The following is a 20,951-nucleotide window of genomic DNA, read 5'->3' on the forward strand; positions in this document are numbered from 1 at the left end:
GCTCCTGGTGTGGTGGTCCGGCCTGGTGTGGTCGTCCGGTCAGCCGGCAGCCGTCGGGACCGGGGGCTGGACCGGGGCGCCGCCGCTCTTGGCCGCCTCGACCTGCTGCCGGAACAGGTCGCGGGTCCACGGCCAGGCGGCGTACTGGTCGGGCTTGAGGACGGCGGCCCAGGCGTCCCGGTCCTTCTGCTCCACCAGGACGATGGGCAGGGTCATGTGCTGGGGGACGTCCTTGCCGTCGAGCAGGTCGAGCGCCTCCCAGAGGGCGGCCACCGACTGGCCCGGGTCGGACATCACGGCGACCGACCCGTTGTCGATCCGGTTGTCCTTCCAGTAGTTCAGGGCGCGGCCGTTGGTCTCGAAGGTGACCGCGGGGACGGGCTTGCCTGCGGTGGTGAACGCCTGGGCCACGCCGTAGCCGTCGCCGCAGCCGATGACGCCGTCCACCTTCGGCACGCTGGAGAGCACGCCGAGCACGGCCTTCTGCGCGGTGGCGCCGTCGCACATGCCGGTCACCGTCGCGGCGGTCTTCACGCCCGGGTAGGTGGCGAGGATGTCCTGGGTGGTCTTGTACATCTCGGCCTCCGGCTGGGAGCCGACGACGCCCCGGCTGACGATGACATTGCCCTTGCCGCCGATGCCGTCGAGCAGCGGCTTGGCGGCGTCGGTGGCCCAGTCGGTGAAGCTGTTCTGGATCACATGGGCGCAGGGGGCGTCGATCGCGGAGTCGAAGACGACCACCTTGACGCCGGCGGTACACGCCTGCTGGATGACCGGCTTGAGGGCGGTGGGCGAGGACGGGTCGATGAGCAGCGCGTCGGGCTTCTGCAGCAGCAGGCTCTTGATCTGGGCGATCTGCTCGGTCGCCGAGTTGTCGCCCGGCGCGTTGACGGCCTTGTACTTGCCGATCAGACCGTCCTGCTGGGCCTGCTTCGCGGCGGCCTCGAACGAGGCGACCATGGTCTGGCGCCATCCGTTGCCGATGAAGCCGTTGCTCAGGGCGATGAACGGCTTGCCCGCGTTCTTGCCGGACGATCCGGCATCGCCGCCGGCCGCTCCGGCGCCCGCGCCGGAACCGCAGGCCGAGACCAGTACCGCCACGGCGGCGGCGAGCGTGGCCGCGGTCACAGCGCGACGGCGTCTCGGGGTCGAAGGGATGCGCATGATGCCTCCTGGGAAGCGAGCCGCTGGGATTGAGTAGTCATTACAGACCTGTAATGACAGGTTCACCAGAGGGCCAGTCGGAATGTGTCCGAGGTCACACTCTCGGCGTTTTGGCCAGGGCATCACCGGGAAGGGCAACCTGGCCGTAATGGTCCTGTCATGACAGCCCCTTGGGCGTGGCATGATCGGGGGGACAGCTTCAGAGGGTCGGAGCCGTACTGCCGCAGAGCCGTACTACCGCCGAGGGGAATGGTCAGACGATGGCGCATGAGCGGTTGAGCCGCGATGCCAGCGAGCCGCTGTGGATGCAGCTGATGACGGCGCTGCGCACCCAGATCGAGGGCGGCCTACTCGCCGCGGACCAGCCCCTGCCCTCCGAGGCGGAGCTGACCGACCTCTACGGCGTCTCCCGGACCGTGGTGCGGGAGGCGCTGCGCGAGCTGGTGCAGCAGCGGCTGATCTACAAGGTCAAGGGGCGCGGCGCCTTTGTGGCCCCCCGCAAGACCGAGCTGCGGTTCGTCGGCTCCGTCTCCGGCTCCGCCGACGACCTGCGCGAGTCGGGACGCCGGGTCACCACCCAGACCCTCCGTCAGGAGCTGGCCGAGGCCGATGAGCGGGAGGCCGCGCTGCTGCGCATCCCCACCGGGGAGCAGGTGGTGAGGATGCGCCGGCTGCGGCGGGTGGACGGCCAGCCCTGGCTGCTGGTGGACACCGCCCTGCCCGCCCGGCTGGTCCCCGGCCTGGAGAAGGCCGTCCTGGAGAACCAGTCGCTCTACGACGTGCTGCGCCGCCGCTATGGACTCGAACCCGACGGCGCCGACCGCTGGATCGAGGCCGTCTTCCCCGACGAGCAGGACGCCGCCGTCCTGGAGGTCACCACCTCCACACCGCTGCTCGGCATCGAGTCCGTGTCCTGGCTGCCCGACAGGACCCGCTTCGAGGCGTACCACGCGCTCCACCGCAGCGACCAGACCCGCTTCTACGTCGGCATCCGCTGACGGAGAGTGACCGCAACGACTTACATCCGGCACGCAAAAACTTAAGATGCTCGATGCAGATCGTCGGCAAGGCTGCGGAAATACCACGCAGGGACCTTGTGGGGCGGAGTGCGGTGGTCCTAATGTCACCTCACCCTCACCACGTCCGCTCCCCTGTGCGCCTGCCGAGAGAATCGAGCATCCGATGCCACGGCCCATCACCGGAACCGGAACCGGTACGAGACGGTCCAGAGGACCGCTGCGAAGAGTCGCGACGGCGGTCGCGACGGCGGCCACCGTCGCCCTCGGCCTCCTGCCCGGCGGCACGGCCCTTGCCACCACCGGCGCGAAGGGAGGAGCGTCGGCAACCCCCGTGGTGACGCGCGCCGCGCTCGCCCCGTCACTCGTCGCGGGCCGTGGCGCCTCCCTCGGCATGGCCGAGCAGGAGGCGGAGAACGCCGCGACCAACGGGACGGTCATCGGCCCGGACCGCACCGCGTACACCCTGCCGGCCGAGGCGTCCGGCCGTAAGGCGGTCAGGCTGACGCCCGGTCAGTACGTCGAGTTCACGCTGCCGAGCACGGCCAATGCGATCACCGTGCGGTACAGCATCCCGGACGCCCCCCACGGCGGCGGCATCACCGCGCCACTCGACGTCACGGTGAACGGCGCGAACCGCTCCACCATGACCCTCACCTCGCAGTACGCCTGGCTCTACAACCAGTACCCGTTCTCCAACGACCCGGGCGCCGGCCTGCTGCACCCCGACTGGTGGATCACCGAGTGCTCCTGCGTGCCCGCCGCCACCACACCGGCTCCGGCGGTCCCCACGCCGTTCCGCCCCAACCACTTCTACGACGAGCAGCGCCTGCTGCTCGGCCGGACGTACCACGCGGGTGACAAGGTGCGGCTCACGGTGCCCGCCGGGAGCAGGGCCGCGTCGACCGTCATCGACCTGCTGGACTCGGAGTTGGTCGGCGCACCGCATATCGACGTCGTCGCGGCCAATGTGCTGGCGTTCGGCGCCGACCCCTCCGGTCGGCGCGACTCCGCCGACGCGTTCGACAAGGCCATCGCCTTTGCCAAGCGCGCCCGCCTCAAGGTCTACATCCCGGCCGGCACCTACCAGGTCAACCGCCACATCATCGTCGACCAGGTGACGATCGAGGGCGCCGGCAGCTGGTACACGGTCATCAAGGGCCACCAGGTGGACCTCCGCTCCCCCGCCCCCGACGGCTCGGTGCACACCGGCGTCGGCTTCTACGGCAAGGACGCCTCGGCCGGCGGCAGCAGCGATGTCCACCTGTCCGGCTTCGCGATCGAGGGCGACGTCCGCGAGCGCATCGACACCGACCAGGTGAACGGCATCGGCGGCGCGATGAGCGACTCGACCATCGACGGCCTCTACATCCACCACACCAAGGTGGGCATGTGGTTCGACGGGCCGATGACCAATCTGAAGATCACCGACAATGTCATCACCGACCAGATCGCCGACGGCATCAACTTCCACACCGGCGTCACCCGCTCGGTGGTGTCGAACAACTTCCTCCGCAACACGGGTGACGACGCCCTCGCCATGTGGTCCGAGAAGACCGGGAACGCCCGCAACACCTTCGACCACAACACCGTGCAGACGCCGGTGCTCGCCAATGGCATCGCCCTCTACGGCGGCACGGACAACACGGTCTCCAACAACCTCGTCGCCGATCCGATCCGGGAGGGCAGCGGCATCCAGGTCGGGTCCCGCTTCGGCGCCGAGGCGTTCACCGGGCACCTGTGGATCACCGGCAACACCACGGTCCGGGCCGGCACCTATGAGATGAACTGGAACATCGGCCTGGGAGCCATCTGGTTCTACGCGCTGGAGAAGGACATCGACGCGGACATCCAGGTGGTCGGGGACACCTTCCTCGACAACACCTACAACGCCGTCATGCTGGTCGCCGACTTCCCGGTGAAGGACCTGTACTCGATCACCAATGTCCACTTCAAGGACATCAGGGTCGATGGCACGGGCACCTCGGTGGTCAGCGCCCGGGCGGCCGGCTCCGCCTCCTTCGAGAACGTGGACGCCCGCCATGTCGGCGCGGTCGGCGTCAACAACTGCGGGTCGTTCAACTTCACCCCGGCCGGCTCGGAGTTCTCCCTGATCGACCTCGGCGGCAACGACGGCGGCGGCACCACCGGCGCCTGGCTCGCCCCCTGGGAGCTGCCGAACACCATCACCTGCGACGACCGCCCGCCGGTCGTCACGCCCCCGGCACCGTCCCCGTGGTGATCCCGCGCCGGGCGCGCGCTCTCCTGGAGCGGGCTGCCCTCAGCGGGTGACCAGGCCACCGGAGAGTGCCTCTGCCCGACGGGCGGAGGCACTCTCCCTGTCAGCCGAAGCGCCCGTTGACATAGTCGGCGGTCCGCTGGTCCTGGGGCCGGTTGAACACCGCCTCGGTCGGCCCGTGCTCCACGATGACGCCGGGGGTGCCCTGCTCGGCGAGGAAGAAGGCGCAGCGGTCGGAGACCCGGGCGGCCTGCTGCATATTGTGGGTGACGATGACGACGGTCACCTCGCCGGCGAGTTCCTGGATGGTCTCCTCGACCCGGCGGGTGGAGGTGGGGTCGAGGGCGGAGCAGGGCTCGTCCATCAGCAGCACACGGGGGCGTACGGCCAGGGAGCGCGCGATGCAGAGCCGCTGCTGCTGGCCGCCGGAGAGCGCGCCGCCGGGCTGCCGCAGCCGGTCGCGGACCTCCTTCCACAGCCCGGCCCGGGTCAGGCACTCCTCGACCAGGCGGTCCTTGGTGGAGCGGGAGGCACGGACGCCGGTGAGCTTCAGCCCGGCGACGACATTGTCGTAGATGGACATCGCGGGAAAGGGGTTGGGCTTCTGGAAGACCATGCCGATGTCGCGGCGGGCCTCGGTGAGCCTGCGCCCGGGGGCGTAGACGTCCTCGCCGTCCAGCAGCACCTCACCGGCCAGGGCGGCGCCGGGGATCAGCTCGTGCATCCGGTTGAGGGTGCGCAGAAAGGTGGACTTGCCGCAGCCGGAGGGACCGATCAGGGCGGTGACCCGCCCGGCGGGCATGGTGAGCGAGACCCGGTCGAGGACCTTGCGGCTGCCGAACCAGGCCGAGACGGCGCTGGCCTCCAGCTCGGCGGGGCCGGTCCCCGGCAGGAGGGGTCCGGCCGGGACGGCGGGGAGTACGGCGGTGGTCTCGGCCGCGGTCTGGATCACGGTGTCGGTCACGGTGGGCACCTCTGGTGTGCGGAGTGGTCAGAGCAGGTTGGGCAGCAGGCGGGTGACCTGGTCGGCCACCGGGAAGCCGACGGCCGCCGTGACCGGGAGGAAGACGATCCAGGTCTGCCGGCGGCCCCAGCGGTGCCAGGCCCAGACCGCCGCCACCGAGGCGGCGGCCAGTGCCTGGATCCAGAGCACCAGCTGCCCGAGCGAGCCGGTGGAGCCGGACATGGGCTGCTCGTCGGCGGGGATCGAGCCGGGCCGGATGGCGGCGGGCGGGGTGTCCGCGGTCCGGGACACCAGGTCGGCGTCGATCCGCAGGACGCCCTCGGGCAGGTACGGGGTGCCGTGCGCGGTGACCAGCACCAGCCGCCCACGGCCGGCGGCCGGCGCGGGCGGGGAGGGGTCGCCGGCCCTGCGGAGCCCGAGCACCCGGTACTCGTGGCGGCCCTGGCCGGTGGTCAGCACCAGCCGGTCACCGGGGGCGAGCCGGGCCAGGCCGCCGAACGGGCCGCCGTACGCCGCCTGGCGTCCCATCAGCACGCTGGTGCCGACCTGGCCGGGCAGCGGGGTGTCACGGCGGTGCCCGGGGCCCCGGGTCAGCACATCGGAGGTGGTGCCCTCGAAGACGACCTGGCGCAGTCCGAGGGCGGGGATCTGGAGCAGGGCCACGGGGGTCCCGGGGGCGAGCAGCCGCCCCTGCGGGTCGGTCTGGGCGACGGGCGCGGTGCCCTCGGCGAGGTCGGCCCGCAGCCGGTCGTACCCGGTCTGCTGGGCGGAGCGGTGCTCCAGACCGCTGAGCAGCACCAGGTGGGCGGTGAGGCCGAGCAGCAGCACGGCGAGGCCGAGCAGCGCGCCTCGGGCGAGGTACCGGGCGGCGGTGCGCGGCGGTCGCGCGGCAGGCGGCACCGGCGGGGTGGCGGGGGCCTGCGCCGGGTGCGGCGGGGTCTGTACGGCGACCGTCACAGCGGCCGGCCTCCTCTTCGGTACGGGCGGGTGCGAGGGTGCGGGCGCCCGGCCGCCACGGGGATGCCGTGGCGGCCGGGGCCCGCAGAGGCGGTCAGAGGGAGCGGACGGTGGTGTTGCGGCCGCTGACCGGGGCCACGGTCGAGGAGCCGGTGTAGACGGCGTGCAGGACGTGCTTGCCCTTCTTGAGCTTGGGCAGGGTCACCGTGACCTTGCCGCCCCGGAGCACACCGGTGGCGATGACCTTGCGGCCCTCCAGGATCTGCACCTTGCCGCCGGGGACGGTGCCCTGGGCGGTGACGGTCACCGCGACCTTGGCCCGGGCGGTGTGCCGGACGGAGGCCGGGGCCTTGGCGGAGACGCTCGCGGAGGCCCGGTTGATGCCGAGCCGGGCAGCCCCGGAGGAGCCGTTGAACCGGCTGTCGCCGTCGTAGGCGACGGTCAGGTTGTGCCAGCCGGGCGTGAGCCGGCTGGAGAGCGCCACCGACACCTGGCCGGCCTTGTTCAGGGTGCCGGTGCCCAGCGTGGCCTTGCCCTCGCGGACGGTGACCTTGCCGGTCGGGACGGCGGTGGGGGTGCCGGTCACGGTGACGGCGATGTGCGGCACCTTGCCGTAGGCGACCTTGTCCGGGGCGGCCTTGGCGGTCACCTTGGAGGCCGACTTCGGTATCGCGGGAACGGAGGCGCTGATCGAGGTGGAGACCCCCGCGCCATTGAGGCTGTTCGCGTACACCTCGACGCCGTACCGGCCGGCGGGCAGGCCGGTGAGGCTCAGCGAGGTGGTGGCGGCCAGCAGGTCCTTGCTCGCGACCAGGCTGCCGTCGGCCCTGGTGACCAGCACCCGGTAGTCGGTGACGGGGAGGTCGCTGGCGGCCGGGGCGGTCCAGGAGGCCTTGAGGGAGCCGGCGCCGGTGGTCGCGGTGAGCGACCGGACGGCGGTGGGCAGGCCCTGCGCGGCGCCGCTCTCCAGGGCGCCGAGCTTGGCGTGCTGGGCCGGGTTCACCGAGCCGTTGTACGACTCGTTGAGGAAGCCGAAGTCGGCGATGACCTTCTTGGCGTCGTCGGAGGCCAGGGCGGCCTTGTGGGCGCCGTTGGTGACGAAGACGTCGTACAGCGCCTTGTCGAAGAAGGCTCCGGTCGGGTCGATGGCCCGGCTCGGCACCACGTTGTAGACGTCGCGGCCGAAGGTGGCGTTGTCGAAGTAGTCGGTGTTGGGCGCCAGCCCGCCCGCCGCAGCGGCGACCGGGCTGGTGGCGGTGGTGCCGGACAGGGCCACCGAGCCGATGAAGGCGCCGCCCTTGGCCGCGGTGGTGCTGCGGTCGGGGGCGATGCCGTTGGTCTGGGCGATCCAGCTGGCGGCGGAGAAGGGGATCAGGTCGCCGTCGTTGAGGATGACGCCGTCGGCGCGGTTCTCCTCGATCAGCTTGCCGCCGACGGAGTCGTGCACATTGCTGCCGAGCGGGCTGCTGCCGATCCCGATGGCGCTGAGGAAGAACTTGCGGGTGCCGGAGCTGCTCTGCGGGATCAGCGGGTTGACGGGGTGGCCGCCCAGCTCGGTGAGGCTGCCGCTGTAGATCTCCTTGAGCTGGTCGGGGGTGAGGTTCTTCAGGAAGTCGCCCTTGGCGACATAGCCGACGGCGTCCCGGGCGAAGGGGATGAAGGTGAGCGCGGTGCCGGTGGCCGAGGGGCCGCCGGAGGAGCGGGCGAAGTCGACCTGGCCGCCGATGGCCGAGGCGCTGGAGAGGAACGTGCTGCCGACCAGCGAGGCGCTGAGTGCCTGGCGCCCCTCCCCCGAGCCGTTGGGCCTCGGGAGGAGCGGGCCGTTCTGCCGGGTGCGGATGTCGCCGTGCGCGGCACCGGTGACCGGGTCCAGCGCGTCGTAGGAGGCCAGGCCCGCGCCCTCCGCCGTGACGGCGGTGGCCGCGTAGTTCTTGCCGTTGACGATGTCTCCGGCGAGCGCGTTGAGGACGTCCTGGGTGGTGTCGGAGCCGACACCGACCAGCTTGCGGTAGGTGCCTGCGGGGGTCGGGTCGGCGGTGGCCGGAGTCGCCAGGGCGAGGCTGCCGACCGCTACCGCGGCGGTCAGGACCGCGGCGAGCGCGGCCGTGGGGCGCGTGGTGCCCATAGGTGTTCTGTCTCCTGCTCGGGGACGGTGGTGCACGACGGAGGGAGAAGCTGCCCGCGTCGGCCGGCGCCGGGGCGCCCGGTCTGGCGGGTTGGTGCTCGCCGTCGGCCCCGGCTGTCTTTCGGGGCAGGCGGCGGGTCTGGGGTTGCGGCCGTGGGGTTCAGGCCGTGGGGTTCAGGCCATGGGGTTCAGGCCGTCGGGTTGAGGCCGTCGGGTTCAGGCCGTCGGGGGCCGCCTGCCGGGGCGTCCGGGCAGCCGCAGCCGCCGGAGCCAGGTCGGGAGCGGGATGCGCGGCACCAGGGTCACGCTCCGGCCACCGGGCAGCGCCACCCGCAGCGGCAGCCTGACGGCCGTGGGCCGGGCGCCGCCGGCCAGCGGGGCGGCGAGGGCGGCGAGCAGCCCGACTGCGGCGCCGATCGGCACGGCGTAGCGCAGGGCGCCGCCGGGGTCGGCGGGGCTGATACCGGCCGCGACCGGAGCGGCGGCGGGTGCGCTGCCGGCGGTCGGCGGCACCGGCGAGGGAGAGCCGGGCCCGCCGCTGCCGGGAGCCCTGGTCGGGGGGCTGGTCGGGTCGGCCGCCGGGCCGCCTCCGGCCTCCCCACCGGGGGCGCCGCCGGTGGAGCCGCCGACCGTGGTGCCGACGGCGGGGCCGGTGGGTCCGGTGCCACTGGTGGGACCGGTGGGACCGGCGCTGCCCGGCGAGGGTGCGGGCCGCCAGTCCGCGAGCGCCGTCGCGGTCCGCAGGGCCTCGGCGCGCAGGGGCTGCGGCATCGGGGCGTAGCCGCGCGGCAGGTCGCCGGGCGCGTCGCCCGGCCGCTGGCCGGCTCCGGCGGCATACCGCAGCAGTGCCGCGTAGTCCCTGCGGGCGGCGGCGTCGAGTTCGGCGGGCCGGGCGGCGGCCTGCACGATCAGGGTGAGCGGGTAGCCGCCCGGGACCTTGGTGGCCGGGTCGGTGTGCAGCACGCCGTCCTGGCGGACGGCCTTGGCGGCGGAGGCCAGCAGGGTGGCGCGGGCCGGGGCGGTGAACTCCCCGGCGGCGTTGCGGAGCCGGGCCGTCTGAAGGCCGAACCGGGCGGCGGAGGCGGCGTCGGTGACGGTGAGCATAAACCGCCGACCGACCGTCTGCGGGCCGGGGCTCTTCCATGCGGGCGGGCTGGCCAGCGGGTCCCAGTTGGACTTCCACAGCTGGTCGGCGCGGCGGGTGTGCAGGGCGCCGGAGTGCAGGTCGTCGACGTAGGGGTGGAAGTCGGTCATGGACTGCTCGACCGTGGCGTCGGAGCTGCCCGGCGGGATGGTCTTCCAGGGGTCGCTCTTGGGGAAGTCGTCGCGGTCGTCGGCGAAGGCGGTGCCGGTGGGGTTGAGGTCCGGGTCGACGCTGAAGTACGGGTTGACCCGCATGCCCCACTCGTCGGGCTGCCCCTTGAGGAACTGCCTGGTCTGCCGGTCCGCGAAGAGCCACCGCCAGAGCTGCCGGGCGGCGTCGGTGTGCCCGAGGGCGGTGACCAGGTCGGTGTCGGTGCTGGGGTTCTCGGCGACGGTGAGGTGGGCGAACTCCGGGTTGTACCGGATGAACTCCGGGTCGCTGAGCAGACCGGGCGGGTTGCCGGCCGCCCAGGCGTAGCCCTTGGCCGCGACGCGCCCGGAGGTGCCGCCGGAGGTGGTGGTGCGGACGGCGCCCCAGGGGGAGTTGCCGTATGACTCGGTGAGCAGCTTGGCGACCAGGCGGGGGGTGAGGTCGAGGGAGTCCACGCGGGTACCGGCGGTCCCGCGCACCGCCGGGGGAGCGTCGGAGCGCGGCTGGCGTTCGATGGTGAAGCCGATGACCAGGCCGGTGAGCGCCACCGGCGCATAGGCGACCTTGTCGGGCGGCGGGGAGGTGCCGGTGGCGGTACCGAGGGCGCGGGAGGTGAAGACCAGGCTGTCGCCCTTCTCGGCGAGCCGGGAGCGGGCGTCGGCGTCGCCGAGCGTGGTGTAGCCGTAGACCGTGCCGGTGTCGCAGAGCTTGGACTGCCAGCTGCTCATGGCGTCGGAGACCAGCTCGCTGCCGGTGGTGTCGCGCTCCTTGGCGCCCAGTGCGCACGCCGCACCGACCGGGTTGAAGTCGAGCCTGACGGCGATGCGGTTGCGCCAGTTGGTGGAGGAGACCGGGGAGCCGGCGTTGACCTGGGTGCGGTCGGCATAGGGCTGCCCGTCCAGGTCGAGGTGGCCCTGGGGGACGATGACCAGCCAGCAGGGGCGGCCGGTGACCGTGCCGTCGGGGTGCCGGACGGGGGTGCCGCAGCCGAGCTGAGGCGCCTCGTTCCTGGTCTGGACCTCGAAGAACTCCCGGCCGGTGCCGTCGGCTCCGGTGTGGCCGAAGTCGATCTCGTTGGTGGTGTTGTAGCTGAAGAGCGGGTTGTTCTGGGTGCCGGTGGTGATGGTGGTGCCGTCGACGGCGCGGAACGGCACCTCGCCCTGGCCGAAGGGCCGCCCGGCGCCGTACCGGTCGTCCATGCCGTAGCTGGAGGGGTCGGCGCTGTAGGTGACGCTGCGGGTGTCGTCGTAGCCGTTGCCGGGCCAGCTGCCGCGGCTGGTGGTCGGGGAGGCGCCGAACTGGCACTGGGTGCGGGGCGGTCCGGGGTTGCCGGGCACGCTGCGGTCGTCATCGCCCCAGCACTGCATGATCTGGACGAAGTCGGTGTTGAACTGCGAGCCGGCGTAGGTGGTGGGAGTGCCGCCGGTCCAGGAGACCGTGACCGCCTGGCTGGAGAGGTTGCGGGTCTGGCTGACGGTGAATCGCATCTCCTTGAACTCGCCGCGGCCGGAGACCGTGGTCGCGCCGGACGAGGCGGCAGCGGACGAGGCGGCAGCGGAGGGCGTGGCGGCGTGGACGGCCGGGACGGCCAAGGCCAGCAGGGCGGAGGCCAGCGCTCCGGCGCAGCCGCCGGCGAGCAGGCGTACGGCGAGGCGGCGCAGCGCGCGGTCGCGGGTCACCGGGAGTCCCCCGGCGGCGGGTGAGGACCCGAGAGACAGCGGCCGGGGCCAGGATCAGGCCGAGGACGGTGGCGGCGACCAGCACCATCAGCGACTGCGGCCCTCCCCAGCCGTCCTGTCCGGCGACGGCGACCGGCTGGGCGAGGACGGCCGGGTCCAGGCCGCCGCCGGTGGTGCCGTCTGCCGGGCTGCCGTCTGCGGTGCCGACGGGCTGGCCGGTGTCGGGGTCGACTCCGCTGCCGGTGCCGCCCGCCGCGCCGCCGCCACTGGCGGAGCCGTGCGAGCCGGCCGCCGTGGTGGTGCCGGTGGTCCCTGTGGTCCCTGTGGTGCCGGTGGTGCCGGTGGTACCGCCCGAGCCGCCTGCCGCCGTGGTGCCCGTGGTACCGGTGGACCCGGCGGAGCCGGTGGAACCGCCCGAGGCCGAGCCACCCGAACCGGACCCGGTCCCTGAGCCGGAACCGCCGCCGCCCGTCTGGGCGCCGCCGCTGCCGGTGGTGCAGGGCGGGGCGCCCTGCCGGTCGCACTCCGGCGGGTTGGGCGCGTTCTTCGCCAGGGTGTTGGTGCCGTCGGGGGAGAAGGTCGGGTTGTGGCAGCCGCTGATGTTGATGGTCTGCGCCCGGACGCCGGGGATGCGGCGGATCTGGTCGAAGCCGGCCTTCACCAGGTTGATCGGCAGCGGGGAGTAGCCGAGGTCCGGCGCCTCCTGCTGGCCCTGGCACATGAAGTAGTAGGAGAAGGCGCCCAGGGTGCGGCCCTTGTCCTCGGTGAACTGCCCCTGCACCTTGAGCGGCAGGATCATGTACGAGTAGCTGGAGAGCGGGTAGTTGCGCCGGTCGGAGTCGGTGTAGACCCGGCTGAGATCCTGCGTGAGGTAGTCGGGTGAATGCTGGTCGGTGTTGATCCGGGCCTGGATCAGCGACACCGCGACATTGGCCGGGGTGGGCTCGGTGTAGTAGCCGGCGTGGTTGAGCACCTTGGCGACGGGGAAGTGCGCGTTCTTGGCATAGGAGTAGTTGACGTAGCCGATCGCGCCGTCGCCGTAGTCCTGGGCCACATAGCCGGCCACGCCCAGGTCGCCGGACTGGGCGATCATGCCGGGCAGCGTCGGGTAGTAGGAGGTGGAGCCGCAGGTGCCGGCGCGGCCGACCTTGGCGCAGTAGGAGTTCCAGAGCGCGGTGTGCTGCTTGGCCATCCAGAGGGTGAACTGCGCACTGGAGCCGGAGCCGTCGGAGCGGACCACCGGCACGATCTTCTTGGCGGGCAGTCGCAGCCCGGGGTTGTCGGCGGCGATGGCGGGGTCGGACCAGGAGGTGACGGCCCCCGTGAAGATCCTGGTGACGTTTTCGCCGGAGAGCCGCAGATTGGTCACCCGCTGCCCGTTGACCTTGAGGTTGTACATGAAGACGGTGCCACCGGCCACGATCGGCATATAGGCGTAGGAACCGGCCGCTGGGCGCTCGGGTGCGGAGCCGTCGGTGGGGTCGGTCTGGAACGGGATGTCGGAGACCGCGAAGTCCACCGTGCCGTTGAGGAACTGGCGGCGGCCGTCGGAGGACCCGTTGCCGGTGTACTGGATCTGCATGCCGTACTGCTTGACGTTCTTGCGCCACTGGTCGACGGCGTTGAACGCCCAGGTCGAACCGGCGCCGGAGACCGGCACATAGCTGTCCGCTGACGCGGCGGACACGCCCGGACCGAGCAGGGCCAGGACGAGCGCTGCCAGCAGCGCGGCGAGGGTGGGGGTGCGGCGGGGCATCAGGCGTTCTCTCCGGGCTGCGGGGTTGCTGGGGCGTCTGCGGCCGAGGCGGCCGAGGCGGTGGAGTCGCGGGCGGTCCTGCCGGTGAGCGGGGCGGACGGGGAAGCGTGCAGCTGGTCGAAGCGGGCGGCGTCGCGGCGGGATGCCCGCTCGGCCCGGCGGGTCTGACGCCTGGTCAGCTGGCCCGGTCCGCGTCCGCCGATCACCCGCGCGATGGTGAAGAGCACCAGCACCAGGGCCATCAGCACCGCCGCCGCACCGAACCCTCGGGCGATCATCGCGGGCTCGGGGGACTTGACGAAGGTGAAGACGGCCAGCGGCAGGGAGACCATCGGGCCATGCGAGGGGTCACCGTTGACGGCGGCGGTGAAGCCTGCCGTGAGCAGTACCGGCGAGGTCTCGCCGATGCCGCGCGCGGTGCCCAGGATGACGGCGGTGGCCAGGCCGGAGCGGGCGGTGGGCAGCACCACATGCCAGACGGTGCGGCGGCGGGGGGCTCCCAGCGCCTCGGCGGCCTCGGTGAGATTGCCCGGTACCAGCCGCAGCACGACGTCGGCGGCCCGGATGATGATCGGCAGCATCATCACGCTGATGGCGAGGCCGGCGGCCAGGCCGGACTTGGGGAAGTGCAGGATGAGGATCCAGGTGGCGTAGACGAACAGGCCGGCCACGATGGACGGCAGCGCGGTCATCGCCTCGACCACCGTGCGGACGAACCGGGCGAAGCGGCCGCGCACCTGGTTGAGGTAGACGGCGCAGCCGATGCCCAGCGGAACGGTGACGGCCAGTGCAATCGCGATCATCACCAGGCTGCCGAGCATCGCGTGGGCGATGCCGCCGACCGTGATCGGGTCCAGGGGTCCCGCGTCCTGCATGTCCTGGGTGAAGAAGTTGCGGTGCGGCAGGGCCTCACGGCCCCGCCAGAGGGTGAACCCCACCACGAAGGCCAACGCCCCGAAGAGCACCATCGCCGCCGACCACAGCACGGCGGTCATCACCCGGTCCCGTACCGCCGGGCCGTCGTCCTCCAGCCAGACCAGCAGCGCGTACACGGTGAGGAAGACCAGGTAGGCCACCACGGCGAAGCCCAGCGGACCCGAGAGCGGGGCCAGTCGGCCGAAGAGCAGTACGGCGGTGCAGAGGCCGGCCGCCATGGCGCCGAGCGGGTTCAGCAGCTCCGCGCGGCCGGCGCCGCCGAGGCGGCGCGGCTCCTCGGCCTCCGCCTCCCCCGGCCTGGGCGGCAGCACGGTGGTCGCGGCGGTGACGGCCGGCTTCTCCGAGAGAACGGTCATCGTCCTCACCCCTCGCTCTCTGCGCCGGAACGCGAGCGGGACACGATCCACGAAGCGCTGAAGTTGACCACCAGGGTCAGCAGGAAGAGCGCCAGTCCTGCCGCCATCAGCGCCGACATACCGAAGTCGGAGGCGTCGCCGTAGTGCAGCGCGATGAGGGAGGAGACCGAGTTGGCACCGGTCTGGAGGATGTGCGGCTGGATTTGGAAGACCGGGGAGATGATCAGGTAGACGGCGATGGTCTCCCCCAGGGCCCGGCCCAGGCCCAGCATGGTGCCGCCGATGATCCCGCCCAGGCCGTACGGGAGGACGACCGAGCGGATCATGCCCCATCGGGTCGAGCCCAGCGCGTACGCACCCTCCCGCTCCCCCGCCGGGGTCTGCGAGAAGACCTCGCGCATCACCGAGCACTGGATCGGCGCCACCATCAGCGCCACCACGACGCCGGCGATGAAGGTGGAGGCGGTGTAGACGCTGTCGGAGGCCAGCGGCTGGCCGGGTTCGGCGCCGTCGACCCGCAGGAACGGCACCCACGACAGCCAGGTGGACAGCCAGCGCGACAGCCCGATCATCCGGCCCTGGAGGAGGAACAGCCCCCAGAGGCCGTAGACCACCGACGGCACCGCGGCCATCAGGTCCACCAGGGCGATCAGCGTGCGACGCAGTCGGCGCGGGGCGATCTCGGAGATGAACAGCGCGGTGCCGACCGCCAGCGGAAGCGAGAAGGCGACGGCCACTCCGGCGATCAGCACCGTGCCGGTGAGTACGGCCGCGATGCCGAAGTTGTGGACGTCGGGCTGCCACTGCTCGGTGGTGACGAACGCCCAGCCCTGCACCCTGAGTGCCTGTCCCGCCCTCAGCAGCAGGAAGAGCCCCACCGCCGCCATCACGGCGAGTACGGCCACCCCCGCCAGCGTCAGCTGGCCCCGGAAGAGCCGGTCACCGACCCCGATGGCCGCGCTCGGACGGCGCGGCGCATCGCCCGCGTCCGGCCGAGACCTGCCGGATACCACTCCTGTGGCTGCCACGTGTCACTTCCCCATCTCGGATGGGGACGATTCAAGGAGTCGGCGGTATCCCTACGCCCCGAAACAGGTGATCGAACAGTGAACACTCCATGTTCAGATGGCGTGAGGGCCACATGGAGAGACGGTGAAAACCGGCGAAGCGTCATATTCTCTCCACGAACGACCGGCTGGCGCCGACACGGCGGCGGGTGACGGGTTTTCGACGTCAACAATTGCACTGCCCCTGTTTCCGACCGTGCTTGGAACGCTCCGAACCAGGCTGTTACGTTGGCGTTGCCCGCCCGGGAGATTCGGTTTCACCGAATCCTCCGGACGGTGGTGCGAGTCTCTCTCCGACTCGTTCCGCGAATGGATTCACGCGGCCCGTCCTGACAGACCCCGCGGACATCCATCGCCTCGCCGGAGAACTCCGGCAATGAGCGGGTGGAGAGCGACCCTCTTCACCCGCGCAGCTTCCCCGGGCGCGTCCCGTGCCCAGCGCCCCCTCCGCGAAGCGGCCGGGACGCGCCCGGGGTCGACTCCCGGCCCGCCGGTCGCGCCCGCCGTGCTGATGCCGGGCCATGGGTGACACTGAGTCACATGGCGGACACCTTTCGACACCAGGGCGGCAGCGGCGACGCACGGGATGCCGGTACCCCCGATCCCTCCGCCCTGCTGCCGGGGCTCGACGAGGAGCAGCTTCGGGTGCTGCGCCGGGTGGGCCGCGCATGGAAGCGGGTGTCGGGCGACCCCGGGGTCTGGCGTCGGGCGCTGCCCGTCGACCCCGACCTGGGCCGGTTCCCCTCCCCGGAGGAGATCGTCCCGGCCCGCTTCGACCGCCTGGTGCCCATCTCCGCTCTCGGCGGGCAGCCGCCTGCGGGCGAGACGACCGCCGGAGCCGAGGCGCCTACCTCCCGGCCAGGAGCCGTCGGCCACCGGGTACGGCGCGTGGTGCTCGGGGCTCCGCTGAAGAGCACCGCCATCGCACATGAGCGGATGCGCAAACTGGTGGCGCTGCCGGTGCTGTCCGCCGACGCGCTGTCATCCGTCGCCTACGGCCCCGAGGCCATGCTGGCCATCCTGGTCCTCGGCGGCACGGCGGGGCTGGGCTACTCGCTGCCGATCGCCGCGACGATCGCCTTTCTGATGCTGGCCGTCGGGGTCTCCTACCGCCAGACGATCCGCGCCTACCCGCACGGCGGGGGCTCCTACATCGTGGCCGGCGACAACCTGGGCCGGGTACCGGGCCTGATCGCCGCCGCCGGCCTGATGACGGACTACATCCTCACGGTGGCCGTGTCGATCGCCTCCGGGGTGGCGGCGATCACCTCGGCGGCTCCGTCGCTGGCCGCCGCCACCGTCCCGATCGGCGTCATCGTGGTGGCCGCGCTGCTCGCCGGGAACCTGCGCGGCATCCGGCAGGCGGGCTCGCTCTTCGCGGCACCGACCTACGCCTTCATCCTCGCGGTCTTCGCGCTGGTCGCCGTCGGCCTCTTCGACGCCGCCGGCCATGGCTTCCACCCGGCCGCACCCCCGCCGCTGCACGCCACGGAGGGCGTCGGCGTGCTGCTGGTGATGCGCGCCTTCGCCTCCGGTGCGACCGCGATGACCGGCATCGAGGCGATCTCCAATGCGGTACCGGCGTTCGAACCCGTCGCCTGGCGCAATGCCCGCACCACCCTGACCTGGATGGTCGGCCTGCTCATCGCGCTCTTCGCGGGCACGGTCGCGCTGGTCCATCTGGACGGTGTCGTACCCGGCGCCAGGGAGACCGTGCTGTCGCAGCTGGCCCATCGCAGCTTCGGCGCGGGGCCGATGTACATCTTCACGCAGGCGGCCACGGCGGCGGTGCTGCTGCTCGCGGCGAACACCGCCTACAACGACTTCCCCCGGGTGCTCTTCCTGCTGGCGCGCGACGACCACGCGCCTCGGATGTTCCTGCGGCTGGGCGACCGCCTCGCCTTCAGCAACGGGATCATCCTGCTGTCGGTCGCGGCGACGGTGGTCTATGTGGCCTTCAGCGGCGAGACCGCCTCGCTGATCCCGCTTTACGCCGTCGGCGTCTTCCTCGCCTTCACGCTGTCGCAGGCCGGAATGGTGGTCCACTGGTGGCGTCTGCGCGACCGCCACTGGCGCAAGAGCCTCTTCTTCAACGCCACCGGCGGCCTGCTGTCGGCCGTGGTCTTCATCACCGCCGGGATCACCAAGTTCACCTCGGGCGCCTGGGTCGCCGTCCTCGCGGTCGGCCTGTTCATCCTGGTGACGATGCGCATCCGGCACCACTACGACACCGTCGGCCGGGCGCTGCGGCTGCACCCCTGCGCCATCGAGCTGCCCATGCACACGATCCCCGCGCGGGGACCGGCCCTCCCCACCGCGCCCGGGAACGGGGCGGGGAAGTCGGCGGAGACCGAGGAGACGCCGGAGGAGATCCACCATCTGTCGGTCGTCCCGCTCGCCTCCCTGGACCTCGCCGGGATGCGGGCGCTGGCCTATGCGGCCTCGCTCCAGCAGCCCGTTCTCGCGCTCCACATCAGCCCCGGCGAGGACGAGGCCGAACGCTTCCGGGGCTACTGGTCGCAGTGGGGCGACCATCTGCCGCTGGAGGTCGTGGTCTCCCCCTACCGCGCGATCGTCGCCCCACTGGTCAACTACATCGAGGCACTGCACCGGCAGCGCCCGGATCTCACCTTGACGGTGATCCTGCCGGAGGTCGTCGCGCGGCACTGGTGGCACCGCGCGCTGCACAGCAGGATCGCCCCTCGGCTGCGGCGGACGCTCCGCCCTCTGCCGAAGATCGTCGTCACCTCCGTCCCCTTCCATGTGTAGGTCCATGTGCGGCCCCGCACCGGCGGGGGTCCGGGCTCGGTCGGGTCCGGGCTCGGTCGGGTCCGGGCTCGGTCGGGTCCGGGCTCGATCGGGTCCGGGCTCAGAGGTGCGCGGCGCTCCTGGCGACCTTCAGCCCGGCCGCCAGCCCCAGACGCAGCAGGAAGGACGCCCCGCTGGCCTCGGCGAGCGCCGGTACCGCGAACTCGGCCACGGGCAGCAGGACCCGCAGTGCGCTCTGCCGGTCGATGGTCAGGGGCAGACGCGGAAACGTGAGAGTGATGGTCATGGCGGGCCTCCCTCGGAGGAAGGCACCCCAGGCGACACCACCGGCCCGGAGCCGCGGGAATGCGGGGCGGCCGGCCGTCTGCCACGGCCTGCCGCACCACCGGCGGTCAGGCTCGGCGATACGCGTCGCGCGCAAGGGGTGCGACGGAACGGGACGGGGTACTGCAATCGCCGGTCATCCCGACGCTCACCTCCTTGCGCTCAGCGCCGTGGCGACCACGGCGTCATGGTCACGCCACACACGGACGCCGTGGAAACGGCGTGCACCCGGTGGCGGGCACCCCTCATGTCAGAGCTTCGGCACTGCACGGCGTGATCCCTTGCCGGGAAGCCGCCTGGGGTCACCCCTTAAGCCGGGGAGACCTGTCCTGACCCTGGGCGTCTCTCGACGTCGTGGGGTCAGCGGCCTGTGTCCATGCAGACGCCTCACCGAACGAGGTGCTGTCGCGCCCAGTGGAACTCTCGGACGCGCCCCCGTCAAGCGGTGTCCGCTGCCGGTGGTCTCCTGGGCCATGCGGGCGGGCTTCACGGCCTTCGCAGGCATGTACCGGCCGGAGACGGGAACGGAGACGGGAGCTCTGTATCGCCTCTACGGTCTCCCGTCCGGACGGAGAAGAACCATGCCGCTTCCCGTGGTGGTGGGCATCGACGGCTCGGTGTCCAGTCTCCGCGCCGTGGACTGGGCGGCGGACGAGGCCGCCCGCGACGGTGCGCGGCTGCGCCTGGTGCACGCCTCGCTCTGGGACAGCTACGAGCCCGATCCGACCGACAGCCCCGAGCTGGCGCGGGCGCGCAGGGACGTGGCCGAGCTGGTCGCCACCGCGACCGGACGGGCCTCGGGCCGCCGGCCGGGCATCGAGGTCCGGGCCGAGGTGCTGCCGGAGGCGCCGGTCGCGGCGCTGCTGGGGGCGGCGCCGGAGGCGTCGCTGCTGGTGCTCGGCTCCCGGGGGCTCGGCGGCTTCACCGGTCTGCTGCTGGGGTCGGTGAGCCTTCAGACCGCCGCCCGCGCGACCTGCCCGGTCGTGGTGGTGCGCGGCGAGGAGGACGCGGTGGAGCGGCGCCATGGCCGGATCGTCCTGGGCGTCGGCGATCCCGCCTCCTGCGGCCCGGCGGCGGCCTTCGCCTTCGACCGGGCCGAGGTGTGGGGGGCCAGGCTGGACGCCGTCCACGCCTGGCGTCCCACCCCCGACCCGCTGCTGCTGTACGGGCCGGCCATGAGCGCGGTCGTGGACGGTGCGTATCTGCGGGCCAAGCAGCTGCTGGAGGCTGCGGTGGCCGATGCCACCGCGGCCCATCCCGGGGTGCGGCTGGGGTTGGAGCCGCGCCAGGGCGCCCGCCACGCCGCCCTGCTGGAGGCCGCCGCCGATGCCGATCTGCTGGTGGTCGGCGCCCACCGCCGTGGGGGCCGCCCGGGACTCCAGCTCGGCCCGGTCAACCACGCCGTGCTGCACCATGCTCCGTGTCCGGTCGCGGTCGTCCCCCTGGACTGACCCGCCGCCCCCCCGGGGAGCAGGAAGGAGATCGGGCCATGGCGAAGAAGACCCGGCAGGCGCCGGACCGGCTGCCGCGCGCGGTCTACGAGCAGGAGCTGTACCGCCTCCAGGCCCAACTGGTGGAGCTCCAGGAGTGGGTGCGGGCCGAGGGCGCCAGGCTGGTGGTGGTCTTCGAGGGCCGCGACGCGGCCGGCAAGGGGAGCACCATCAAGCGGATCACCGAGTACCTCAACCCACGGGTCGCCCGGATCGTGGCGCTCCCCGTGCCGACCGACCGCGAGCGCACCCAGTGGTACTTCCAGCGCTATGCCGCCCAACTGCCGGCCGCAGGCGAGATCGTGCTGCTGGACCGCTCCTGGTACAACCGCGCCGGGGTGGAGCGCGTCATGGGCTTCTGCAGCAAGGAGGAGTACTGGCGCTTCCTCCAGCAGTGCCCGGTCTTCGAGCGGATGCTGGTGGAGGACGGCATCCTGCTGCGCAAGTACTGGTTCTCGGTGAGCGACGCCGTACAGGAGGAGCGGTTCCGCAGCCGGCTGGAGGACCCGATGCGGCGCTGGAAGCTCTCCGCGATGGACCTGGAGTCCCTGACCCGCTGGGAGTCCTATTCGCGGGCCAAGGACGAGATGTTCGCCCGGACCGACATCCCCGAGTCGCCCTGGTATGTGGTGGAGAGCGACGACAAGCGGCGGGCCCGGATCAATATGATCGCCCATCTGCTCTCCACGGTCCCGTACCGCGAGGTGGAGCGGCCGCCGCTGGAGCTGCCGCCGCGCCCGCCCGCCACCGGCTATGAGCGCCCGCCGCGTGACCTCCAGACCTATGTGCCCGATCATGCGGCGTCGCTGACCTGA

Annotated in this window: 13 protein-coding genes and 1 riboswitch; of the genes, 5 read left to right on the top strand and 8 right to left on the bottom strand. The window is 72.3% G+C overall.

From position 1 onward, the window contains the following. Positions 1–39: 39 nt before the first annotated feature. A complete protein-coding gene (locus C7M71_RS01040; protein WP_229758452.1) occupies positions 40–1,128 on the bottom strand; it encodes an ABC transporter substrate-binding protein in 1,089 nt (362 codons plus the stop codon). A 296-nt stretch (positions 1,129–1,424) separates the two neighbouring features. Here C7M71_RS01040 and C7M71_RS01045 point away from each other — a divergent pair, with 296 nt between their 5' ends. Beyond that, positions 1,425–2,162, top strand: coding sequence for a GntR family transcriptional regulator (locus tag C7M71_RS01045; protein WP_111493985.1), 738 nt, complete (start codon positions 1,425–1,427; stop codon positions 2,160–2,162). 184 nt (positions 2,163–2,346) lie between these two features. Further along, a complete protein-coding gene (locus C7M71_RS01050; protein ID WP_111493983.1) occupies positions 2,347–4,422 on the top strand; it encodes a glycosyl hydrolase family 28-related protein in 2,076 nt (691 codons plus the stop codon). Between the two features lie 100 nt (positions 4,423–4,522). On the opposite strand, the gene pstB is transcribed toward C7M71_RS01050, so the two are convergent. From pstB to pstC, 6 genes are all read right to left on the bottom strand, one after another. Beyond that, entirely contained in the window at positions 4,523–5,287 is a 765-nt protein-coding gene (pstB, locus tag C7M71_RS01055) for a phosphate ABC transporter ATP-binding protein PstB (protein ID WP_229759026.1), read from the bottom strand. Positions 5,288–5,410: 123 nt separating this feature from the next. Beyond that, positions 5,411–6,340, bottom strand: a complete 930-nt coding sequence (locus C7M71_RS01060; protein ID WP_229758453.1) for a sortase — start codon at positions 6,338–6,340, stop codon at positions 5,411–5,413. Positions 6,341–6,434: 94 nt separating this feature from the next. Then, on the bottom strand, positions 6,435–8,465 hold the full coding sequence (locus tag C7M71_RS01065; protein ID WP_111495388.1) for an Ig-like domain repeat protein: 2,031 nt from the start codon (positions 8,463–8,465) through the stop codon (positions 6,435–6,437). A 2,641-nt stretch (positions 8,466–11,106) separates the two neighbouring features. After that, complete coding sequence (locus C7M71_RS01075) at positions 11,107–13,194, bottom strand: phosphate ABC transporter substrate-binding protein PstS (protein WP_229758454.1); 2,088 nt, start codon at positions 13,192–13,194, stop codon at positions 11,107–11,109. Then, on the bottom strand, positions 13,194–14,486 hold the full coding sequence (pstA, locus tag C7M71_RS01080) for a phosphate ABC transporter permease PstA (RefSeq protein ID WP_111489154.1): 1,293 nt from the start codon (positions 14,484–14,486) through the stop codon (positions 13,194–13,196). The genes C7M71_RS01075 and pstA overlap by 1 nt, the downstream gene beginning before the upstream one ends. Positions 14,487–14,491: 5 nt before the next feature. Further along, on the bottom strand, positions 14,492–15,514 hold the full coding sequence (pstC, locus tag C7M71_RS01085) for a phosphate ABC transporter permease subunit PstC (RefSeq protein ID WP_229758455.1): 1,023 nt from the start codon (positions 15,512–15,514) through the stop codon (positions 14,492–14,494). 579 nt (positions 15,515–16,093) lie between these two features. Here pstC and C7M71_RS01090 point away from each other — a divergent pair. Next, positions 16,094–18,322 (top strand): APC family permease, encoded by a 2,229-nt coding sequence (locus C7M71_RS01090; protein ID WP_111489152.1) that lies wholly within the window; start codon positions 16,094–16,096, stop codon positions 18,320–18,322. A 100-nt stretch (positions 18,323–18,422) separates the two neighbouring features. Here the strand turns inward: C7M71_RS01090 and C7M71_RS01095 are convergent, their stop codons facing one another. Then, a complete protein-coding gene (locus tag C7M71_RS01095; RefSeq protein ID WP_111489151.1) occupies positions 18,423–18,608 on the bottom strand; it encodes a hypothetical protein in 186 nt (61 codons plus the stop codon). A gap of 273 nt (positions 18,609–18,881) precedes the next feature. Then, a riboswitch (M-box (ykoK) riboswitch) is annotated at positions 18,882–19,052 on the bottom strand. A 175-nt stretch (positions 19,053–19,227) separates the two neighbouring features. Between C7M71_RS01095 and C7M71_RS01100 the strand changes: the two genes are divergently transcribed. Then, entirely contained in the window at positions 19,228–20,097 is an 870-nt protein-coding gene (locus C7M71_RS01100) for a universal stress protein (RefSeq protein WP_111489150.1), read from the top strand. 38 nt (positions 20,098–20,135) lie between these two features. Beyond that, positions 20,136–20,951 (top strand): polyphosphate kinase 2, encoded by an 816-nt coding sequence (gene ppk2, locus C7M71_RS01105; protein ID WP_111489149.1) that lies wholly within the window; start codon positions 20,136–20,138, stop codon positions 20,949–20,951.

This window comes from Peterkaempfera bronchialis, from assembly GCF_003258605.2.
Lineage (GTDB): Bacteria > Actinomycetota > Actinomycetes > Streptomycetales > Streptomycetaceae > Peterkaempfera > Peterkaempfera bronchialis.

What these genes read in the sequence shown, in the direction of transcription:
- C7M71_RS01045 (WP_111493985.1), top strand. Translation starts at nt 1,425, where the DNA reads ATGGCGCATGAGCGGTTGAGCCGCGATGCCAGCGAGCCGCTGTGGATG.
- C7M71_RS01050 (WP_111493983.1), top strand. Translation starts at nt 2,347, where the DNA reads ATGCCACGGCCCATCACCGGAACCGGAACCGGTACGAGACGGTCCAGA.
- C7M71_RS01065 (WP_111495388.1), bottom strand. Translation starts at nt 8,465, where the DNA reads ATGGGCACCACGCGCCCCACGGCCGCGCTCGCCGCGGTCCTGACCGCC.
- C7M71_RS01075 (WP_229758454.1), bottom strand. Translation starts at nt 13,194, where the DNA reads ATGCCCCGCCGCACCCCCACCCTCGCCGCGCTGCTGGCAGCGCTCGTC.
- pstA (WP_111489154.1), bottom strand. Translation starts at nt 14,486, where the DNA reads ATGACCGTTCTCTCGGAGAAGCCGGCCGTCACCGCCGCGACCACCGTG.
- C7M71_RS01090 (WP_111489152.1), top strand. Translation starts at nt 16,094, where the DNA reads ATGGCGGACACCTTTCGACACCAGGGCGGCAGCGGCGACGCACGGGAT.
- C7M71_RS01095 (WP_111489151.1), bottom strand. Translation starts at nt 18,608, where the DNA reads ATGACCATCACTCTCACGTTTCCGCGTCTGCCCCTGACCATCGACCGG.
- C7M71_RS01100 (WP_111489150.1), top strand. Translation starts at nt 19,228, where the DNA reads ATGCCGCTTCCCGTGGTGGTGGGCATCGACGGCTCGGTGTCCAGTCTC.
- ppk2 (WP_111489149.1), top strand. Translation starts at nt 20,136, where the DNA reads ATGGCGAAGAAGACCCGGCAGGCGCCGGACCGGCTGCCGCGCGCGGTC.